Origin of the sequence: Photobacterium sp. BZF1 (genome assembly GCF_014349205.1) — a bacterium.
In the GTDB taxonomy this organism is placed as follows: domain Bacteria; phylum Pseudomonadota; class Gammaproteobacteria; order Enterobacterales; family Vibrionaceae; genus Photobacterium.
On record NZ_JACSOF010000040.1, the window covers coordinates 1 to 22,282 of the forward strand.

Annotated in this window: 18 protein-coding genes; 2 read left to right on the forward strand and 16 right to left on the reverse strand. The window is 44.8% G+C overall.

The genetic code is table 11. The features are described from left to right. Positions 1-240: 240 nt before the first annotated feature. From ald to BIZ37_RS10975, 11 genes are all read right to left on the reverse strand, one after another. Positions 241-1,356 (reverse strand): alanine dehydrogenase, encoded by a 1,116-nt coding sequence (gene ald / locus BIZ37_RS10925; protein ID WP_107300438.1) that lies wholly within the window; start codon positions 1,354-1,356, stop codon positions 241-243. Between the two features lie 475 nt (positions 1,357-1,831). Next, positions 1,832-2,098 (reverse strand): hypothetical protein, encoded by a 267-nt coding sequence (locus tag BIZ37_RS10930; protein ID WP_107300437.1) that lies wholly within the window; start codon positions 2,096-2,098, stop codon positions 1,832-1,834. A gap of 84 nt (positions 2,099-2,182) precedes the next feature. After that, a complete protein-coding gene (locus BIZ37_RS10935) occupies positions 2,183-2,830 on the reverse strand; it encodes an HAD family phosphatase (RefSeq protein ID WP_187461531.1) in 648 nt (215 codons plus the stop codon). A 66-nt stretch (positions 2,831-2,896) separates the two neighbouring features. Beyond that, positions 2,897-5,854, reverse strand: a complete 2,958-nt coding sequence (locus BIZ37_RS10940) for an EAL domain-containing protein (protein ID WP_187461532.1) — start codon at positions 5,852-5,854, stop codon at positions 2,897-2,899. Positions 5,855-6,115: 261 nt separating this feature from the next. Beyond that, positions 6,116-8,047 carry a methyl-accepting chemotaxis protein gene (locus BIZ37_RS10945; RefSeq protein WP_187461533.1) on the reverse strand — a complete coding sequence of 644 codons (1,932 nt, stop codon included), beginning with the start codon at positions 8,045-8,047 and terminating at the stop codon, positions 6,116-6,118. A gap of 136 nt (positions 8,048-8,183) precedes the next feature. Next, positions 8,184-9,065, reverse strand: a complete 882-nt coding sequence (locus BIZ37_RS10950; protein ID WP_187461534.1) for a LysR substrate-binding domain-containing protein — start codon at positions 9,063-9,065, stop codon at positions 8,184-8,186. A 196-nt stretch (positions 9,066-9,261) separates the two neighbouring features. Beyond that, a complete protein-coding gene (locus tag BIZ37_RS10955) occupies positions 9,262-10,980 on the reverse strand; it encodes a putative 2-aminoethylphosphonate ABC transporter permease subunit (protein ID WP_370577335.1) in 1,719 nt (572 codons plus the stop codon). A gap of 1 nt (position 10,981) precedes the next feature. After that, a complete protein-coding gene (locus BIZ37_RS10960) occupies positions 10,982-12,004 on the reverse strand; it encodes a putative 2-aminoethylphosphonate ABC transporter ATP-binding protein (protein WP_187461535.1) in 1,023 nt (340 codons plus the stop codon). Positions 12,005-12,128: 124 nt separating this feature from the next. Next, positions 12,129-13,136 carry a putative 2-aminoethylphosphonate ABC transporter substrate-binding protein gene (locus BIZ37_RS10965; RefSeq protein ID WP_187461536.1) on the reverse strand — a complete coding sequence of 336 codons (1,008 nt, stop codon included), beginning with the start codon at positions 13,134-13,136 and terminating at the stop codon, positions 12,129-12,131. A gap of 342 nt (positions 13,137-13,478) precedes the next feature. Further along, positions 13,479-14,282, reverse strand: a complete 804-nt coding sequence (locus BIZ37_RS10970) for a MetQ/NlpA family ABC transporter substrate-binding protein (protein WP_187461537.1) — start codon at positions 14,280-14,282, stop codon at positions 13,479-13,481. 144 nt (positions 14,283-14,426) lie between these two features. Further along, positions 14,427-16,238 carry an ABC transporter ATP-binding protein/permease gene (locus tag BIZ37_RS10975; protein WP_370577336.1) on the reverse strand — a complete coding sequence of 604 codons (1,812 nt, stop codon included), beginning with the start codon at positions 16,236-16,238 and terminating at the stop codon, positions 14,427-14,429. Positions 16,239-16,631: 393 nt separating this feature from the next. Between BIZ37_RS10975 and BIZ37_RS10980 the strand changes: the two genes are divergently transcribed. Continuing rightward, positions 16,632-17,438: a MerR family transcriptional regulator gene (locus BIZ37_RS10980; protein ID WP_187461539.1), complete on the forward strand. Its 807-nt coding sequence runs from the start codon at positions 16,632-16,634 to the stop codon at positions 17,436-17,438. A 126-nt stretch (positions 17,439-17,564) separates the two neighbouring features. Here BIZ37_RS10980 and BIZ37_RS10985 read toward each other — a convergent pair whose 3' ends face one another. Next, positions 17,565-18,242 (reverse strand): SDR family oxidoreductase, encoded by a 678-nt coding sequence (locus tag BIZ37_RS10985; protein WP_187461540.1) that lies wholly within the window; start codon positions 18,240-18,242, stop codon positions 17,565-17,567. A gap of 186 nt (positions 18,243-18,428) precedes the next feature. Here BIZ37_RS10985 and BIZ37_RS10990 point away from each other — a divergent pair, with 186 nt between their 5' ends. Continuing rightward, positions 18,429-18,896: a hypothetical protein gene (locus tag BIZ37_RS10990; protein ID WP_187461541.1), complete on the forward strand. Its 468-nt coding sequence runs from the start codon at positions 18,429-18,431 to the stop codon at positions 18,894-18,896. A 72-nt stretch (positions 18,897-18,968) separates the two neighbouring features. Here BIZ37_RS10990 and BIZ37_RS10995 read toward each other — a convergent pair whose 3' ends face one another. The 4 genes from BIZ37_RS10995 to BIZ37_RS11005 all read right to left on the reverse strand — a co-directional run bounded on the left by BIZ37_RS10995 (position 18,969) and on the right by BIZ37_RS11005 (position 22,281). Then, a complete protein-coding gene (locus BIZ37_RS10995) occupies positions 18,969-20,186 on the reverse strand; it encodes a hypothetical protein (RefSeq protein ID WP_187461542.1) in 1,218 nt (405 codons plus the stop codon). A 519-nt stretch (positions 20,187-20,705) separates the two neighbouring features. Beyond that, complete coding sequence (locus BIZ37_RS11000; protein ID WP_187461543.1) at positions 20,706-20,999, reverse strand: hypothetical protein; 294 nt, start codon at positions 20,997-20,999, stop codon at positions 20,706-20,708. Positions 21,000-21,183: 184 nt separating this feature from the next. Then, a complete protein-coding gene (locus BIZ37_RS30445; protein WP_255526735.1) occupies positions 21,184-21,309 on the reverse strand; it encodes a hypothetical protein in 126 nt (41 codons plus the stop codon). 240 nt (positions 21,310-21,549) lie between these two features. Next, positions 21,550-22,281 carry a PIG-L deacetylase family protein gene (locus tag BIZ37_RS11005; protein WP_187461544.1) on the reverse strand — a complete coding sequence of 244 codons (732 nt, stop codon included), beginning with the start codon at positions 22,279-22,281 and terminating at the stop codon, positions 21,550-21,552. Between the last annotated feature and the right edge of the window lies 1 nt (position 22,282).

A 22,282-nucleotide genomic window follows, 5' to 3' on the forward strand; every position in this document is an offset into this window, starting at 1 on the left:
GTATCTATAGAGTAAATTAAACTTATTTTGATTATTATCACTCTAATTACCAATGGTAAATGTAAGCTATTCAACCAAATAAATACCTTACATACATCTTACTGTTGAATATATAGGCCAACGCCTCACGCCTCACGCCTCACGCCTCACGCCTCACGCCTCACGCCTCACGCCTCTCAGGCATACTATAGGCAAAAAAAATCCCTGCCAGAGCAGGGATTTAATGTTCGCGTGTTTAGATTACGCTAGCGCTTTTTCTGGAGCTAGGTATGGAAGGTCTAGTGCTTCAGACACTTCTTCGCAAGTGATCTGGCCACGGTATACATTCAAACCGTTCAGCAGGTGCTTGTCTTCTTGCAGTGCTGCTTTGTAGCCTTTGTCTGCTAGTTTAAGGATGTAAGGCAGAGTAACATTGTTCAACGCGAACGTTGATGTACGTGCAACCGCACCAGGCATGTTTGCTACACAGTAATGAACAACGTCATCAACAATGTAGGTAGGATCGCTGTGAGTGGTTGCGTGTGAAGTTTCAACACAGCCGCCCTGATCGATTGCTACGTCAACAATCGCAGCACCTGGCTTCATCTTCTTGATCATTTCAGCAGTGACTAGCTTAGGCGCAGCAGCACCAGCAACCAATACACCACCAACAACAAGGTCAGCTTCCAGTACGTGTTTTTCAATCGCATCTTTAGTCGAGTACACACACTGTACAGAACCACCAAACTGAGCATCAAGCTGGCGCAGCACGTCGATATTGCGGTCTAGAACAACAACATCAGCACGTAGACCGACAGCCATTTGTGCAGCGTTAGCACCTACAACACCACCACCGATGATAACCACTTTCGCTGGCTCTACGCCCGGTACGCCTGCTAGCAACATACCGCGGCCACCGTGTGACTTCTCAAGTGCCTGTGCACCGGCTTGGATTGACATACGGCCAGCAACTTCTGACATAGGAGCCAATAGTGGTAGGCGGCCTTTATCATCTGTAACAGTTTCGTAAGCAATACATACAGCCTTGCTGTTAACTAGGTCGTGAGTCTGCTCTGGGTCTGGCGCAAGGTGAAGGTAAGTAAATAGGATTTGGCCTTCACGAAGCATGGCACGTTCTACGGCTTGTGGCTCCTTAACCTTTACAATCATCTCTGACTCTGCAAATACCGCCTCAGCAGTTGGCAGAATCTGGGCACCTGCATCAATGTAGTCCTGATCGCTAAAGCCGATACCAGCACCAGCATTGGTTTCAACGTATACCTTGTGTCCATGGGCAACCGCCTCGCTAACTGAAGCCGGTACCATACCCACACGGTATTCGTGAACTTTAATTTCCTTAGGTACACCAATAATCATCTTTTGTTTCCTTGCTGCCTCGTTAAAAGATATATACACAATAAAGAAAAAACCTTGGAATGTGTGACCGTTTTTTAACTTAAAGACAACAAATCAAACTAGTATTTTATTCCAAACCAGCACAACGAACTGTTTTTGAGCTTGGTCACACAAGAAAAACCCAACATATACGAACAAACCAGACCAGTTATCTGATATTTTTTGATCATCCAGTGATTTAAACCACTAAGCAGCCATGAAAGCAGTTTTATACGCTAGACTAGCACGAGAAAAGTCTCGTGTTTTTTGTTGTTTTCAAGTGCTTATTTTAAAAAAAGTGACACCTGAACGGCCCGATACGACATTTTTCTCTATTTTGGTATCCAGTACAGATTTTTCTCAAAATAGATCCCACCCAAGCGCGAGAAACAAAACCAAAACATATAGGCAACAAAAAAGCCGCTATAAGCGGCTTTTTTGTGAGCTAACCCAAAAGTTAGTCTTCGAAATCCCAAGGCATATCAGGCAGGGCATCCAAATTTTCACTGTATCGTTTCAAATCAAAGCTGCCGCCATTCTTGGCTACGTCAAATACTTCAACAGACAGGGCACAGGCCATCATTTCGATAGCCTCTTCACGGGCCGTACCTGTCATCATCAAACGCATCAAGGTTTCTTTTACCTTGATAGGATTGCCTTCTTCAAGTTGGTTCTTAACCGTTTCAACCAGCATATCGCCAGTCATGATATCTTCGTCTTGCATTACAATGCCTTTAACAGGGCCTACAATATGGCCGGTTTACAGAATCTTGGTTCTTTGCCTATATCATAGGCGAAAAAACGGGTGTTATGCGACAAGCCATTTAGCCTGCTGAGCTTGCGCCTCTGCCAAGTTGTCATAGCGATAAGGGGTCATTTCAGCACCAAACGGATGTAAATCATTGACCACGACTAACCTCAGGCCGGCAGTAAATGCTGATTGAGCGCCAGTCTGGCTATCTTCAATCGCCACTGCTTGGTATTCAGGGACACCCAGGGTTCGGCAAGCAAGCTGATAGATTTCCGGTGCGGGCTTGTTATTTGCGACATCTTCACCGCAAAACACATGATCAAAATAATCCAGCCAACCAAGATGCGACAAGATTCCCTCAACATAAACCCTAGGAGAGCCCGTCACCACGGCTAATGGTAGAGAACCATGAAGAGATTTAATCAAATCAAACGCCCCCTGTTTAGCAGGGATCCCTCTTTCCACAATAGCTTGATAGGTCAATCGCTCCATATCAGATACCACGGTCGAGGTACTATGGGGAATCGGAGCCATTGAAGAGAAATGGTTAGCGACTTTCTCCCATGGAACACCTGCGAAATCCGCTAAAAAATCATGTGCTGAGATATCGATATTCAAGCCCGACAGATATTGGCTCCAATTCTGAGCATGAAAAATTTCAGAATCGACCAAAGTACCATCAAAATCAAAACAAACTGCCTGCATGGGCCTACTCCACGAACAACAAGACCGTCATCTTACTCAGTTAAACCCAACAAATCCAAGTCAAGTTTACTTACCCACCTGTTTAGCCAGCGCTTGACCCAACAACTGCCCTTCAAGGATTGAAATACAGTTAGAAAATGGAACAGCAGGACTGTAGAAGAAGCCCTGAACAAAATGGCAGTTCATCTCCCGCAAAATATTCAGCTGCTTGCGAGTCTCAACCCCTTCTGCCACCACCTGAATCCCCAGTTTATGGCTCAAATCAATAATCAAAGACACCAAGGTTCGATTTTCCTGCTTGTCTATCCCTTCTATAAAGCTACGATCGATTTTGATGATATTGGGTCTAAGTTCAACAATCGAACTCAATGAAGAAAAACCGGTACCAAAATCATCCAGAGCAATCTCTATCCCCTTCTGTTTAAACGACGATAACAGCGATTGGATATCACTACTCTCACTCGATGCTGTCGACTCAGTGATCTCGACAACGATTGCGTTCAAAGGCAAACCATAAGATTCAATCGTGTCCCAGATTGGGGGGAGCCCATTGCTACTGATAAACTCTTTCACCGACCGATTTAGGCTGATAGTCACATCCGCAAAACCAGATTGATGGAGTTGTTTCAGATCACGGCACACTTGATGGAGTACAAAGTCTCCCAACGGCCTGATCAAACCGTAGCGCTCTGCCACAGGAATAAACTCTGTAGGCGAGATACTTCCCTCGATTTCATCAATCCACCGAATCAAGGCTTCAAACCGGCTGATTTGCCCCGTTTTTGCATCCACAACAGGTTGGTAATATACGGTTAGTAACTCATCGGAGATCGCCTTTTTCAAGCGATCACGCATTTTTAGTTTTTCTATGTAGTCTGACTGAAGAGCACTATCGTACTGACAAATCCCATTTCGCCCCTGCCCTTTCATGTTGTACATGGCGTAGTCAGCGTTCTTTAGCAACTCAGTATGGGTTTCACCGCTCTCCGGGTAAGTCGAAATACCAATACTAACAGTGGTATTCACCTCAATATCATCCAATACAAAAGCTTCAGCAACACTATCTACAACTTGTTGCCCCCATACCCTTGCCGCTCCAGATGTGGTTTCAGGTAATAGCACACAAAATTCATCACCGCCGTAACGACAGATATCATCTGCAACAGGAAAAACACGCTTTAGGCAGCTGGCAATATGGACCAAAACCTTATCACCAAAGTCATGGCCATAAAGATCGTTAAGGGACTTGAAGTCGTCCATATCAATGAACAATAACGAGAACGTTTGAGCGCGCTTGTCATCAATTGAAGAGATATGCTTTTTCACCCGCTGAACAAAACTACGGCGATTCACCAGGCCGGTAAGCGGATCCTTATAAGCGAAGAAAGTCAGTTGCTCTTCGGCTTTTTTCCAATGGCTAATGTCCCGAAATACTGCTACGTAGTTGATGATCTCTTCATTATCGTCGCGGATCACATTGATCGATATTTCTTCAGGGTAGATTTCACCATTCTTACGCCGGTTCCAGACCTCGCCTTTCCAGTGCCCATATCGGTTCAAGTTATGCCACAGAGAATGGTAGTACTTTGCGTCATGGATCCCTGATGACAAGATACTCGGAGATAAACCAAGTAACTCTTTTTCCCGGTAGCCCGTCGTCTCTTCAAATGCACGGTTAACCGATATAATTTTGTTGTGTTTATCGGTGATCAAAATGCATTCCGAGGTGTTATCAAACACCACCTGAGCTCGGTCCAATTGACGCTTGGCCTCTACGGTATGGGTAATATCTCGCTGGATACCTGCAACTTTAGTTGGCTTTCCATTCTCATCCCGAGCGACAATACTGCCTTTAACCGTCAGCCAGCACTCATTGCCATCAACCGCAACCCGGCTACAGGGTTTTAACCGGAACTCAAACTGAAAAACGGAAGCATGCTGTTGCTGAATGAAGCGATCAAAATAATCAACCCCTTCATCCCTGTCTTCTTCAACAATGCACGATAACCACGCCTCGAGATCATCCCCTTCTTTAGGTTTTTCACGGCCAAGCAGATGCCAAAACTTAGCCGATGTCGCCAGTTCTCGACGCTCAAGATCAAATTCCCAAATCCCTTCATCAACGGAATTGAATGTCGTTGTCAGTTGGCGTGAGGCTTTATTTAATTTGGCCGAGATTTGATACACATCCGTCACATCGTGAACAGTACCACGCATTTCTAGCGCCTTGCCTTGGCTATCACGCAGTACCTCGGCACGCTTGCGCAGGTACTTAATGGTGCCATCCCAAAGCTGAACTCGGTGAACCAAGTTGTAATTAACGGCATCACTTTCAATTGAGCGATTAAGCGTGTCGAGCACCCATTCACGATCTTCTGGGTGAATCAACGCTGATAGCAAAGATAAGGTGGGTAGTACCGATTCATCCTTGATATCGTAAATGCGATAGACTTCTTTGCTCCATTCGAAATACTCTTCTTGGAGGTTCCAAATCCAACTGCCTACTTTTGCGACCCTTTGCCCTTCTTCCAACTGCCATTGCAGTTGTGATTGGCGTATCAATAAGTTTTCGTAGCCAACTTCATGCCCAAGATAACCAGTGAATGTCTCGCAAAACTCGCATAGGGCATCAATTGAATCAAAGCGGCGTTTAAAAATACAGGAAAGGACACCAACAAGTTGTTGGTTTCTCGCATAAAGAGGGATTCCAACATACGTCTCAGCCGACTCAACATGCTGGTTAGTATATAGCGGGTAAGCCTGTTCAAGTGCGTTCGGGATAATCACCCGCTGACAGAGTTCAACGACTTGATTCTCAGGGACATTGACTAAAGGGAAGTAGCTCTTCTCCCCTCTCTCCCCTTGAAAACAACTAGAAAGAATATGTACGCCTTCATTGTCATCATGAACAGAGCCAATGATAACTTTATCGACAGCAAAGGCTTCATACAAACTCAGGCCAACAATATCAAAGAGCTCTTGCCCGCAGAGTTGATTAAACGTATTTAATTTTTTGTAATCCATCAGCTTTTCTATTATTACTAACAGCAACCTTAATGCTTATTTAGTAATAACACTATCACCACACCCGCAGCGGACTTTACAGCATGAGAATGAGAGATAAAAGCAATCGCGAGCATTCATAAAAGCGATATAACAAAATATTGATTAACATCACTCTAATGAAAACCAATCGTTTACATAACATACGAAATGGGTTTTGTATTCCAATGTCGCATAAACGTATTGGCGATAGCTCTGCAAAAAGCTATCGCCTAAGTCGCCCTATAGAACGAATACGGCAAGCTGTCTTTTTTGTTCAATAGAAAGCTCACTCAAAGCTTGGCTGGCTGAGTGCGTTGCATTTAACCTATCTGATATATCACTCATGGCCGTGTTCACGTAAACCACATGTTCATTGGCCTCGTTTAGGGCTTGGCTTTGCTCATTGGCAGCAGTAGCAATCTCTGTGCTCATCGTTACCACCTGGGCGATGACACCATCCAACTCTCTCATTTTGGCGTGGCTTGTCTGTGCTAAATGCCGATTATCGCCAACCAACTCGACGCTGGTCTCAACAACCTCTTTGACCGATTGTGCTCGGATCTGTAACTCAGTGATCATTTCATGGATTTCTTGGGTCAAGCCTTGGGTCTTGCCTGCCAATCCGCGTACTTCATCAGCCACTACAGCAAACCCTCTACCATGTTCGCCAGCACGTGCTGCTTCGATAGCGGCATTCAGTGCTAATAGATTGGTCTGGCTAGAAATACCATCAATTAAATGAATGATTTCTGCTATCTTTGTACTAGTATCTGACAACTCAATTACCGATGCCGAGCATTCGGCTAATTGTATTTCCATATTCTGGCTAAGCTGTTCACTATCATTAACATGCACGCTATTTTCGTTGCCAAGATTCTGGGCTATCCCTGCCAATTGTTCGGCATTTCTCGCATGGCCGTCTACTTCAACCGCACTTGCAGATAACTGTGTCATGGAAGCGGAAATACTGGCCACTTCTTGCAGTACATTTGTTGCTGTCGACTCGCACTCCGAGGTATTTTTCGCTAGCACTTGTGCTTTATTCGAAACGTTCTGCCCTATCCCAACCAAGGCTTTGACCATACTAGATAATGACTCAATCGTATTATCGGTATGACTGCACAACCGGCCTAATTCATTACTAAACTGAAGTCTACTGCGGCGGGTCAGATCGCCTTTCGAAAGCGCCGAGATAACGCTCCCCAATAACTCTAATGGTTTGACAAGCGCCCTTGAGATTACCAAGGCACTAGCGACCGAAACCACTAAACTCAGCAAAACGACCATCAGCATCAATGAGCGGATTTGTTCAACCTGCACACGACTTGCTTCCGTCGCGTCTGTAGAGGTTGATATCGCTGCGACTTTTAGCTCATTGGCGAAGCGGGTCAACTGCTCTAAGCTATCTGACACATTGTACATTGTCGTTTGGTAGCGCTCTGCAGCATAGCGCATCACTGGCAGTTGCTGTTGCCAAACCTCAATATCTTCTTCCACTATCCCCTCTGCTGGGTTATTGGGCAATGTGGCTATCGCCTCTCTCATTTTTGCTAAACTCGCTTCAATTTCCTTTGCGTTTTCAGGTTGCATGGCGGAAAAATAACGCTCTCTATGCACCAAGGCAGTTCCGGCTTCGGCATACAGTGTTCGCTGAGCATTCACCCAAAGAGGTGCAAACGAAGCAGGCGTAAACGCAAATGAAATGGTGACATCAGCATCCCGGATAGCCTCGATAAGACCTGGTAGTGCGAGGTAAGCACCACTAAAAGCCTGATGCCATTCGAAGGCCTGAGAGTAATGCAATGGAATAGTCGACATGATCTGCTCAAACTCAAGCAAAACGGGTTCAGAAATCCCCCCAGAGGCAGCCAATTCAGATAACGGTTGATTCATCTCAGCGGCTATTTGCTCAAACCTTTGCTGAGCAGATTCAAGTTGAGAGGCATCGGACGCTGCTAATTGGTAATGTATCTGTAAGCTATTGAGATGCCCGCTGAGCAGATCAGTTAATTGAGAGCTTTGCGTTGTATCCTTGATGGTCTCGGCATGGTGATCTAATTGATTAAACGAGAATTGGCTGATAATAACCAAGACAAAAAAACAGGCGCTGGCAACAATCGCTGGGAATAAAATAAGATACTTTAAAGAGAAGCGCTGTAAAAATGGGATCATAGTCATAGAGTGCTGAATAATTTTCAGCGACTTTAAACGCTTAACATGACCAGCCGTTGATAGGAAATTAAGAAAATCTTATCTGATATTTAGCCGAACTTAATGGCAAAAGCTCATTGGTACATGACATTCCCCTTCACCCTGTGGTGAGGGATATTTGGGTATACAGCCAGTCACAAAATAACTGCACCTTTGGCGAGCGCTTACTTTGAGTGATCAAGTAATGCCCTCGTTCCTCGGGCATAGAGCCGGGAACAGCCCTAACAAGCTCCCCTTTTTCCAGCATCCCCTCAGCAAGCAATGAACGCACCATCAATAATCCGACATCATGTTTAGCGGCCTTCATTGCCTGCAGTGAATTATTGACCTCAAGGATAACAGTGGGAGGTGATGAAGAAAGGCTATGATAATCAAGCCAGGAATACCAGTCACTCTCATACCCTTTAACCTGAATAGCAGATAGACCATGTAAATCAGAGCATTCCAGCTTTTGTTTATGCTGATGGAAATAATCTGGGCTACAGACCAAATACCAATGTTCATTAAATAGCCGCTCTGACTGGATATTGGCGCTCTCATCGCGACCATTGGTGATCTCGACATCAACTGAATCACAAGGATTTCGGGATGGCCAGTCTACCGTCTCGATATCGACCCTGATGAACGGAAATTGGCGATAAAATGATGACAAGCGAGGCAATAGCCACTCCTGTGCCAAGCTATTATTTACCCGTATCTTCAGTACCTCGGCTTTTTCTTCGCCTAATATCGAACGGGTTTTATTTTTTAATTGAGAGAGCGCGTGGGATACCACCGGCAAGTATTGTTGACCGGTATGGGTCAGTGTCATTCCAGCACGTCCCCTTTCCAGCAACGGAAGGTCAAAAAAAGATTCCAGCTGTTTAATTTGCTGGCTGACGGCTGCTTGCGTCACGTTAAGCTCTTTTGCCGCCAAACTGACCGATCTCAGTCTCGCTACGGCTTCAAAAACCACTAGAGCACGTAAAGGCGGTAACATAGGCATCCTTGTCTATTTATATTGACGCTGACAACCTATAGCAAAAATATAAACGGTCAATGCTACCAAGATGAAACATTGATGAATTAACCTTAAGTTACCTCTTTTTGCAACATTTTTTACCATAAAAGCAAAACCGCCCCTTTATGCAGGAGGCGGTTTACTTCTGATACTTCTTGGAGTCGTTAGCTTTATCCTAGCGGGTCTTCCATCGCTGGGTGTGCTTTATCAAGAAATGACTGACGATTAAGTGGAACACTTTAGCCAGTGCGGCTAATGCCATTATCATAATTGCCATCGCTGCAGCTGAAGCCATCGCCCCAGTATCAGCCATATTCATAACTGCAACACTAGCAACAATATTTTGGGTGGAATACAAGAACACAACTGCGGATGTCGTTGTCATAGCATTCACAAACATATAAATAAAGACATCGAGAATAGCTGGTATACACACTGGTACTGATACTTTCCAGAACGCTTTAAACTGACTTATTTTTAAAGAAGCGGCAACTGCTTCAATTTCCGCTGGCAGTTGCTTCAGTGCGGTTAAAGATGTCAGGTGACCCACGGTATAGAGATGAACAATGGTATTGACGACCAAGATAGTCATGGTGCCGTAGATCATATTCAGCGGGTTGTTAACGTCATTGAAGAAGAAGATATAACCCAAGCCTAGAACCAAACCCGGTACCGCCATCGGCAACATAGCAATAAGGTGGATCAAACTGCGAAGTCGCTGCATGCCACTAGCTTTTTCAACCGCATACGCAATAACGAACGTCAGGACAGTACCGATCCCTGCAGCTAGCAACGCCATTTTGATCGAGTTGTAGAACGGCATCCAACCATAAACCGTCAAATTTTCAAAATCATAATGGCGAAGGGTAATTGCTTTGTTATACGGCCAGAAGTTTACCAAAGAGCCGTAAATCGCCATCCCAATCACAGTCAGGATACAGATTGAAATCAATGTACACCAAACAAAAGCAGCGCCATCACGCAGCTTATTTGGTTCAGGCTGATAAGGCACAGCGCTGGTCGAAATCATTTGCTGCTGCTTGTTACGTACCCAACGGTCAATGGCAAACGCGACCAATGCTGGGATCAACAACACCGCACTGGTTACCGCCCCCATAGAGAAGTTCTGCATACCGACAACTTGCTTGTAGATATCCGTAGCCAGCACGTTGTACTGACCACCAATCACTTTGGCGACACCAAAATCACAGACCACCAAAGTAAAAATAACAATCAGTGCCGAAATCAGGCCGTACTTGGCATTAGAAAGCGTAACAACAAAAAATGTTTTCCAGGCTGGAATGCGCAACACCTTCGCCGCTTCATAGAGGCGGGCATCAGAGTTGGCCAACCCGGTCGAGATCAGGATCATTGCATGGGGAAAGCACCAAAACACCAAGCCCAATACGATACCAACCGGCCCATAAATGCTGCTCCCCAGTAACAGATCCTTGGCGACGCCTTGGTTACCAAACAAGTAAATCAGCGCAATACCCGGCAGCAAAGACGGCGTTAGGATCGGCAAATATCCCAGTGCTTTGAAGAGTGTCTTGCCCGGCATACAGGTACGGGTCAAGGCAAAGCTATAACCAAAGGCGAGGATACCAACAACAAGGGTTACCACTACGCCCATTGTCAGGGTGTTTGACAATGACTGGCTGAGGGCTGGCGTATTGAGGTATTGGATGTAGTTAGCAAGGCCAACAAACTCGCCACTGGTATTGTAAACGCTTTTCAGCAGCATACTCAGCAGCGGAAGGACCAGCCCGACAGTCATTAGGCCAATCACAGAACAGAGCAGTACCGCCATCACCCACTGATCACGGCTAAAGCTTTTCAATCCAAGCCGAGACGGCTTCTGTACTCGAGGTGGTGCCATTACCGTTGAGGTCATATTATGCTGCCTCCGCCATAAATAATTGGATCTTATCGCTTTCAAAGCCCACATGAACCCGGCTTCCGATGTGAAGTCCTAGCTGTGAATAGTGGTCGCTAGGGAGATCCACCAGCAAGGTCAGCTCTTCATCCACATAACACGTAGTGCGGACAATCGGTCCTAAGAACTCACAGGCAATAATATTGGCGTTGCTTTCTTGCTGGTGACAGAGGGTAATATTTTCCGGACGTAATGCCGCCGTTTGACCAATCGTAGGCAGTGTTACTGACTGCAAAATGTGATGGTGTTGTGGGATAAAGTTCATCGAGCCTACAAACCGAGCAACGAACTCAGAAGCTGGGTGATTATAAATCTCCTGCGGCGTGCCTACTTGTTCAATCACCCCATGATTCATCACCACGATGCGATCGGCCATCGACAGTGCTTCTTCCTGATCATGAGTGACCATGATGGTGGTAATACCCAACTCCGTTTGAATTCGGCGGATTTCACTTCGCAGATGGGTACGAACCTTGGCATCGAGTGCCGATAGTGGTTCATCGAGTAGCAACAGACCAGGTTGCAGTACCAAAGCTCGAGCCAACGCGACCCGCTGTTGCTGGCCGCCTGATAGCTGTGAAGGGTATTTATTACCAGAGTCGGGTAGATCAATTATTTTTAGCCACTTATGCAGTTGAGCTTGAACCTCTTGCCTAGAGAGCCCCTGCTCTTTCAATGCAAAGCTGATGTTGTCAGCAACAGTGAGATTAGGGAATAAAGCATAGGATTGGAAAACAATGCCGAAATCACGTTGCTCCGGAGGCAAGAAAGTAATGTCTTTATCCGCTTGAACAATTTTACCGCTCGTTGGCAGTTCGAGACCTGCAATCGCTCGCAGCAACGTCGTTTTGCCACAGCCCGATGGGCCTAAGAAACAGACGAACTCACCTTGTTCAATGGTGAGGGAAATATCATTCAATGCAGTAAATTGATCGAACTTTTTAACGACATTACCAATACTTAAGTAGCTCTGAGCAGACATGGGGAAATAACCTAAAACAAAATAAGGAATGCCAATGGGTACAAAACCTACGGGCTATTCAAATGCAGTAATAAAAAAGAGAAAAGCCAGAGGGCCTAAGCCCCCCAGCCATCACCAAAGGTGATTATTTTTCAGTTTTACCGTCGTAACGTTTTGCCCACTCGGCAAGGATGTTGTCTCGGTTTGCCGCTGTCCAAGCAAAGTCATTCTCAATCATCAGCGCTTCTGGATTGTCAGGGAAGTGCTTAACTGGCTTGGCAACACCAGGAATAGCCACTACGGCATAGCCCTTGTTGTATAGCTCATTCGCTTCAAGTGTCGCTGCGAAATCAAGAATTTGCTTGGCACCTTCTGCGTTTTTCGCACCTTTGATTTTCGCTGCGGCTTCCATATCCCAACCTAGACCTTCTTCAGGGAAGATAAGCTCGATAGGTGCGCCTTGGCTCTTAAGGTTCGCACCGCGGAAGGCAAAAGAAACACCCATGGTCGTTTCACCGGTTGCAGCTAGCTGACAAGGCGCAGAACCAGAGTGTGTGTAACGGTCGATGTTTTGGTGCAACTCATCCATATATGCCCAGCCTTTGTCTTCACCGAACATTTGCAGCCAAGCTGATACATCAAGGAACCCCGTACCCGATGAGTTCGGGTTAGGCATCACAACGTGACCTTTGTATTCTGGCTTCGTCAGATCTTGCCATGTTTTTGGCATTTCAAGGCCGTGCTTCTCAGCTTCAACGGTGTTGAAACAGATGCCCGCAATCCAAGCGTTCATGCCGATCCAGTGCGGCACTTCATTAGTGTCACGGAAAGCAGGGGAAAGAGAAGCCAAGTTTTCTGGTGCATAAGGTTCCAGCATTTTTTCGTTATCCAGCACCATCAGGCTGGTTGCAGCAAGTCCCCAAACCACATCTGCTTGTGGGTTGTCTTTTTCTGCCAGTAGCTTAGCCGTTACAACACCTGTTGAATCACGTACCCAGTTAATTTTTGTGTCTGGGTATTGAGCATTGAATGCACGCTCGTAATCACGCAGCATGTCAGATTCAAATGCGGTATAAACCGTTACTTCAGATTTCGCCATTACCGCGCTAGATGCAAGAGCAGCAAGAATACCAACGGCAGCTTTCTTCAACATGTGTTTGTTCCTTTGGTTAGGTGTCATCAATGACAAAAGGGAGTATTTCAAAAGTTGCGATTACGGTAAGTGGACTTTATTAACCTGAAATGAAAGGGAATAAACTAATTCTTAATTTAGAATTAAGTACAACTTATGGAAAAGACCAAAAACTGAAATGCACCTATTTATCAATGGTATAGACCATAAAAAACAGCTAAAACCTACTACTATAAAAATCAAGATAACCGATATTTTTCACTTAATAATTGGGCACAAGCTCTAAAAAATAAAAAACCGGAGCCCCAAAAGGCTCCGGTTTCTATCCTGTGCTCAAAAGCAACTCAGCAAAATGAAATATCGCTAACTCGCCGGCTCAATCGTCCCGTTAAAGGTTTCCTGCATGAAATCCTTCACCGGTTGGGATTGGAAAATGCCTACGATTTTCTGATAAGTGCTATTCGCTTTATCTTCCTCACGTGCAGCAATAACCATTACCGCTAGAGGAGCATCTTTGGCCTCGAGGAACAAACCTTGCTCTTTAGGGTTTAGGCCTGCAGACATAACGTAGTTCATAGTAATAGCTGCGGCATCAACATCATCAAGGCTTCTTGGCAATTGGGCTGCCTCGACCTCAATAAACTTCAGACTTTTCGGGTTTTCAGCAATATCATGCAGCGTCGCGTTAAAGCCGACATCCGGTTTCAAGGTAATTAGCCCAGCATCTTCCAGTAGTAATAAACCACGTCCGCCATTGGTTGGATCGTTGGGAATGGCAACCTGAGCATTGTCGGGTAAATCCGCCAACGAGCTGTATTTGTTGGAGTAAATACCCATCCGCATCAGGATAGACTCACCAATCGAAACCAAATCACTGTTATGGCCATTGTTGAAATTCTGCAAGAACGGCAGGTGCTGGTAGCTATTTAATTGGATACTTCCGTCAGCCAAGGCAGCATTTGGGGTGATGTAATCAGAAAACTCTACCACTTCGATATCCAAGCCTTGCTTCTTTGCCTCCACGGCCACCGCTTCAACCACTTGTGCATGAGGGCCAGCTGTCGCACCAATTTTTATGACTGACGACTCCTCCTGGCCACAAGCGGTAAGGCCTACTAATGCAACAGCCGCAATTATCCAACGTTTCAGCTTGGTATGTGTTCTCATTATTCTTCCTTGAAAAAGTGTTTCTAACGCATTTAGACTTCTATACGTCCATAATATAGAGACCTATCAATAAATCAAACACTTGATCGGCACTTGGTATAGAGCTTAATTGAATTTATTATTCCTTATGGGAATACGAGGTAGCTAAGCTCTCATATGCTTGAACTGTAGTTCGACCAAACGCTGGTACAAGTCACTACTTTGCATCAAGGATGAATGATCACCAATATCCACCAGCCGCCCCTGATCGAAGACGGCAATTTGGTCAGCATGCTGAATCGTTGAAAGGCGGTGGGCAATAATCAGGGTTGTTCTTCCCCGCATCAATTCCTCAAGAGCCAGTTGTACGTGGTATTCGCTTTCGCTATCCAGTGCACTGGTTGCTTCGTCCAGCAATAAGATCTTCGGATCTTTCAATATCGCCCTGGCAATGGCAATTCGCTGGCGTTGACCACCAGAGAGCCTAACCCCGCGCTCACCAAGAAAGCTATTGTAGCCATCCGGCAAGTTTTGAATAAACTCATGGGCATGGGCTTTCTTCGCCGCCTCAATCACCTGTTCATCGGTCGCTTCTGGATTGCCATAACGGATATTGTGGAACACATCATGGCTGAACAAGGCTGGTTGCTGGGGTACCAGCGCCATTTGCTGGCGTAATTCACCCGGATCAAACTGACGGATATCGACACCGCCCAATGTCACCTTGCCAAGTTGCGGATCGTAGAAGCGCTGCAACAACTCGAATAGGGTTGTCTTGCCCGCGCCGGATGGCCCGACTAACGCTAATACCTTGCCTTCTTCGGCTGTGAGCTGTAAATGCTTGATTGCAGCCTGATCCGGCCTGGATGGGTAGCTGAAGGTCACATCATCAAACACCACTTCAGCCGCAAGTGAATGAGTTGAAGCCATATTTTGACTAGGTGCTACAATGTGGCTATCGACATGAAGTAATTCTACCAACCTCTCTGTCGCACCTGCTGCTCGTTGCAACTCTCCCATCACCTCGGAAATCGTTGCCAGAGAAGAAGCCACCATGATGGCATAGAAGACAAACGCGCCCAGATCGCCCGCGCTCATGACCCCATTAATGACATCGCTACCGCCAACCCAAAGCATCCCCGCTATCGCACTGAACACAATAACAATAACACCAGAAATCAAGATTGCCCGCTGCTTGACCCTTTGCCGACCGATATCAAAAGCTTTCTCAACCTCATCGGCAAATGACGCCCTTTCCTGCTGTTCGTGACTATAACTCTGCACCGTCTTTATGTGCTCGATGGCTTCACCTGCGTAGCTGCCCACATCGGCCATTGAATCCTGACTTTTACGTGATAAAGCCCTGACACGGCGACCGTAGATAAGGATAGGGACAAGTACAAACGGCACCGAAGCCAATACAATCAGCGTTAGTTTTATGTTGGTGGCAAATAACATGATAATCGCACCAACACACATCAATGCACTGCGCATCGCCATCGAAAACGACGAGCCAATAATACTCTGCAGCAAGGTGGTATCGGTGGTAAGGCGTGACATGATCTCGCCACTACCATTGGTTTCGAAGTAACTCGGATGCAAGGTGATCACATGGTTAAACACCGCTAGCCGAATATCGGCGCTGACCCGCTCCCCAACCGAGGAAACCAGATAAAAGCGAAAAAAGGTCCCAATGGAGATAAGTACAGTCACGACTAGAATAAACTGAATGGCATTGGCCAACTCACTGGTCGACTGCTGGGAAAAGCCCTCGTCAATCAAGATACGAACCCCATGCCCTACAGACAAGGTGAGCGAGGCGGTAAAGACCAGCGCCACCAGCGCTGCCAATACCCTGCCACGGTATGGCTGCACAAACTTCACTAACTCCAGCAAGATACTTAAGCTCTTGCGTTTCACTTGGGGCTGAAACGCTTGATTCAAATTAGGATTGTCCGTAGTCGATTGCGATTCCATCATTACCTTGTCTTATTGGGTTCCCTGTACCCTTGAGCATACCACCAAGTAACAATGATAACGGCATATAAACGACCCGACGCTATGAATTATTCTATTCGTAAGCTTTCAAATGTATATAAGAAATGGATCTGACTCGGCTATCTTGCAGTCTGGAATAGCCCCACAGTCAATTATTTTTTATCGGAGGTCCAACATTCATACTTCGTTAAACAATGAAACATATCTCTACTTTTAAACGCCTGGTCTGTAAGGTAGGTTAATTTACAGCTGATGAATATGGATATTTTTCTATTTAATATGTGAGAGATGGATTTGACACTTTATCTTCGCATTATCTATTAACTGCAATAGTTGATGCCAAGCAACTTTCATATAAATGGATTAATCATCATGAAGTTATATCGAATTGGTCAAATTAGTAAGTTATATGATATTAGTGTCGATACGCTTAGGCATTATGAAAAGATCGGAATACTTCAACCTGAAGTGATCAAAGATAACGGCTACCGCTATTATTCTAACCGACAAGTTTGGCAGCTAAACGTTATCCGTGACTTACGCTTTCTTGGAATAGGATTAAATGATATTGCGGATTACCTCATCGAACGAAGTATAGATAAAAGTATTGCATTCATTGATCTCCAGCTTGAAACTATATTTAAAAAGGAGCAAGAGCTCGAACGAGTAAGAAGTGAGATCCTGGCACGAAAAACAGCATTGAAAGCCGCAACCTCTCACTCCAGCGACATGCATATTACCGAGCAATATATTGCTGAGAGAAAGGCATGGCTGCGAACCAAGAAAGTCCACTCATTTTGGGATATTGACCGTGTCCACCGCGAAATTGAAAGCGAAGTCAATTGCAAACAAAATAGTACAGTGAATTTAGGTCTCTATGGTGCCCGAATTTGCCACAAAGACTTTCTTGCTGGCAATTACAGTACCTATAACGACTGCTTCATCTTAAATGAGCAAGGGGATCACACGCTACCTGCAGGTGAATATGCTTGCCTGTCTTTCTGGGGCCATAATGATATGGGAAAAATCCAATATCATTACGATAGAATCAAGCAATACCTGCGGACTCATAACCTAACCATGACAGGGCCAGCAATAGAGATTTATCTGATAGATATACATGAAACAGATAACCCTGAAGAGTTTTTAACTGAGCTACAGGTTCCTTTTGCAAAATAGAATAATAATAAGTCATTTACCTATAAATGCCTGCAGTTAACCCTGCAGGCTTATTACAAATAATATAAAACCCTCTTAAGCCTTTTTATTCGTGATAGCAGAGTGTTTTATGTCATTCCCGCTATTTTATTCAATTTCGACCGGTGGCCTGAACACCATCTCATGCATCACAACGTCCTGCGGCAGTTCAAGCAGCATGGCAATCGTCTCGGCAACACTTTTTGGATGCATATACTGCGGGCGGTCAACTTCCCTAAAATTGGTATCGGCACCACCAGGGAACAAGGAGGTTACCTTAATGCCATGCGGTTGTGCCTCTTTCATCAAAATAGCACTGAACCCTGCCAACCCTTGTTTCATGGCGGTGTAGACGCTCATGGTTTCATTCGAGCGCTTGGCAACCGTGCTTAGTACATTGATGATTTGACCACTCTTGGCAGGCTTCATCACTTTCAAGGCTTCACGACTTAACACAGCAGGAGCACGCAGGTTCACCGCATACTGGTAGTCAAACTCTTCCAGAGTAAACTCGTCGATACCGCATTTGCGTGAGTTCATACCGGCGTTGTTTATCAATACATCTAGTCCATCAAGTTGTTGAACCGCTTCTTCAAATAGCTCCAGAGCTTGATATGCTTCACTCAGATCAGCTTTGATCGTCAAGCAGCCAGTTTGCTCACTCAGATCGTCCAACTTAGCCTGATTGCGCCCCGTAGCAACAACACTGTGTCCTTTTCCGGTTAACGTTTTTACCAGCTCATACCCTATTCCACTGGTCGCGCCAGTCACTAAAATACGTTTCATCCTTTTCCTTAAGCCTGTTTTCATGAGGAGATTGTGCAAGTCTGCCATAAAAAGTCTTAAAAAGAATCAAATCTCATCAGCATTGAACAGAGCTATTTTCTGCAATATCAATAACTTGATAAGAAAAATATCGTTCTTGATACGTATTATGATATTGTTGGTACATAGATCATTGGGAGATATGCAATGGCCCGTATTACTAAAGAGAAGTGGCAGGAGAACCTCGCCAAATACAATGCGATAATTTTACACATCTTTCTCAACGAAGGATGGGACCATGTCACGTATGACAGGTTAAGCAAAGAAACCGGGCTTCGCAAAAGCACCTTGCAGGGCTACTACCCTTCCAACCAGGACTTTGCTATCGCCATGGATGGAAAAGTACTTCCGATCATCATGGACCACCTTTCGTTCGAGTCTAAAGAGGTTTTGATTGAATCCTGGTCGGCATCGCTCGAGTCCAAGGAATTCAGGATGATAATGAAAATGTTCATGATGCATGCCTCCAAGCATGAAGACAAAGGGCAAGGCGCACTCGGTGCGAAAGGGCTACAAAATATCATTCAACATAAATTGCCCAAGGAAGACGGCTTAGCCTTGCTCCAGCACCTTTTCGGCTTAACCATGACAGGGTTGCTAGGTTTGAACAAATAGTGCAGGTTTCCCCTATTCTCAAAAGGGCTCGTATCCTTGTGATATCGAGCCCCCTCTATTGTGGTTAAGTGATTACTTAAACTTCACTTCATAGCTTGTGACCGTCAACTGGCTACCGTTATGGTTCTTGATCCTTGTGATAAAGTTGGCGCCCTTCACTGGGTTAATTGACGCATCAAGATAGGCACTGATAGTCCAATCACCATAAATAGCTTGCGCAGCCTCTAGGGAGTCAAAAGTTTCTCCACCTTGGATATGGTATTTACCGCCATACAAATCGAGTCGTACTTTATCAGCTTTTCGGCCTTCACCATTTTGTAGGTAAATATTCATGTATAGGTTCAAACCGTCTAACACGTTCCCATCACTGAACGTCACATCAATCGACGCTATTGAACTGAATGTTTGGCCTTCGTTGTACCACTCATAGATGTTCCCGGTTTCGCGAAAGACTTCTAATGTCGCGCTACCATCATCATTCAAAATAACGTCTGCACCTGTTACTTGTGTTGGGTCAATAACATGGTCCGGTGCTGGGATCTCTATCGGCTCACCCTCTTCAAAATTTGGAGGAGTGATAATCAAGTCGCCGTTTTCGTTGAAATCCAACACATAGTCATAAATGTAATTTGACTTAAAATCACCTAACTGAGGAATCTCTACTGACAAACCACTGTAAGTGTACGTATCAACCGTCATGACACTTTCTTTATTGATATACACTGTGTAAAAACCGCTATTGGAGCTCTTCTCAAGGTTAACTCCATCAATTTCGGCCTGCACAATGTCATCAGAGTCTTTTAGCTTAACCATCGACCACTGCGTGTTGACCATATTAATCAGCATCTTTGATTCATCTTCAGAGATCTCGGTATAGCCATCGACGGTATAACTAACGCGAGTTGACTTACCTGGATGATAAATACTGATGCTCGCACTACCTGTAATATCCAGTGACAGCACATCATTAAATAGATTGAAGCCTTCAATGACAGTGTCACAGCCTGCCTCTGGTGTGTTCAAGTTTGAATCATCATCAATACAAATCTCATATCCTTGAGTTTCAAGCGTATGCATGGTTGAAGAGCTATCTTGTTGCAATGCTAACTCTCCATCAAAAGCCATGACATTTTCCGTTACAACAGACAATGAAACAGTTCGGCTTTCCCCTGTCACTGGTGCAGGGGTGTGTTCTGGTGAATCAGAACTTGAACTACCACAACCGACCAATGCAATACAGACCATAGTCCCGACAATAGACTTTGATGGGAAAAAAGGTTTTGTATTCATACTACTCTCCAGATACACACTCATTTAAACGTAATTAGTACGCATTTAAGGTAAAAACGCCTCGACTAAGGGCCCCGCAATATGAGGCTGGATCTTTCGCCATCACAGCCACAATCAGTACCGTCGTGCGGCAAATATAAAGTACTAAGTACGAATTTAAAACAAAAATATGCGTACAAATAATCGGAAAAGGTGTAAACACGAAAAAAAGCATTACATTCCTTAGTGTTACAGTCAGATATTTTTTTTCATGCCAACAGCCTTAACTTAAGCCCTATAAATCAATTACTTAAAAACATTTCACTTGATAAGCTTCTGTCTATATTGATAATTTATTAACGGTTGTAAAATAGAAAAACAGAATTAATTCGATATGCATTGATAGACATGGCTGTATTTAAAAACTAACAGAAGAACTTAATAACTCAAGATTATTGGTTCGGAATGACATCTTACTATGCATTTTCGAATAGGCTGGAGTTTTGCGCCCCTTCCAATATAAAAGGGGCGATGCCTGAATTATTGAATATCAGTGATTACATTGGCTAGGTCTTCTCCTGCGCCACGGCGTTTGCACTTGCTGTAAGCCCGCTCAACCCACACTTTCTTTTGAGCAAGATCAGCGTTCTCAAATTGTTTCATCACCGCAGGCTGTTCCAAGCCGCGTAGGTCGCGAATGCCGTCCTTGTATGAATCCAGAACACGCGCTTCGTTATCTGTTTTTTTTGCTGCCATGAAGTTGCCGCAAGACTCGTCAGCCATTGCTGTAACTGGTAGCGCAAGTAGCAATGCAGTGAGTGCCATTTTTTTCATTTTTATTTTCTGTTAATGTTCAATACTGTTCGTTGTCAAATTACTGGTCGTTAGCAAAATGCAGGCGAGTGAAGTCACTGAGCTAGGCCTCAGTATTCGCCATATTTTGTTCAAATCACCATCACCTCAGAGAAGAGATATCCAAACAGTGGCAGTAATGGATCAAAGTGCTAACCGCACCTGGTTAAGCAAAGATATCTAATAGCTTGTCCCAATTACCGGTAACCAGCCATACCATGAAGAACACGGCAGCGCCTATTTTCATGCAAAGCCATACTAACTCTAGCCTTGTCTTGAACTCTTCAAGCATCAGCCTAACTCCAAATAATGAAAACGAAGGCGTCGTCACGTTTAGGGGCATAATAATTTACTGATGAATTATTTAAAGTGTATTTTTGTTTAGTTTTTATAAGGTGTTATAAAACTTTCAGCTTTAAGTCAAACCAGATTTTAATTTAGATGTTTTATATTTTTTATCTGTTGCATGAAAAGCAAAAAAGCCCGCAAGCGAATACTTGCGGGCTTCCTTATTGGTTTACTGAAAATGCTGTTACAGTGAATCCACACAACGCGGGAACACAGCCTGAAAACCTTCGGCATGGAGACAGTTACGACCGCTTGCCTGGCCACCAGAGTTACGGCGGAAATGATTACCTCTGTTTTCTGCCAAATTCTCGTAAAACTTCCAAAGGTGTTCCTGCCCCTGCATGCACTCGATTGCGGCTTTTTTCTGCTCCCAAACCTCGGAAATATCCAAAAATGTATTGGGTTTCCATTCCATTTGTTCACTCTGGTGCGGCTCGAACAAGTATAACTGAGGAGCGCCAAGTACTTTTTCACCCGGTTTATGACCCCATGCTTGTGCGATCATCCGACACTGTAATGCTATTTCAGTCGCATACATATGATCAGTGTTATATGGATCCCACTTAGAGTGGCTCATCATAAACTCAGGTTGAATTTCGCGGATAAGATCAACCAACTGGTATTTACCATCTGTATCTATTTCCAGTGGGTAGTCGCCAAAATCAAAAAAACGAATATCATGAGCGTTGAGTGCTGCAGCAGCAGCTTGGGCTTCTTCTCGACGGATATTTTTGACTAAATCCATCGTCATACCCTCTTGTTTCCATAGTTTTGCCGACTCGCCTCGCTCACCATAAGACAAGCAAGCAATTGTCACTTCATAACCTAATTTCTGATGGAGCGCAATTGCACCACCACAACGCCAAACGAAATCTGCTGAATGTGCACTAATAACTAAAGCGGTCTTTTTTGTCATG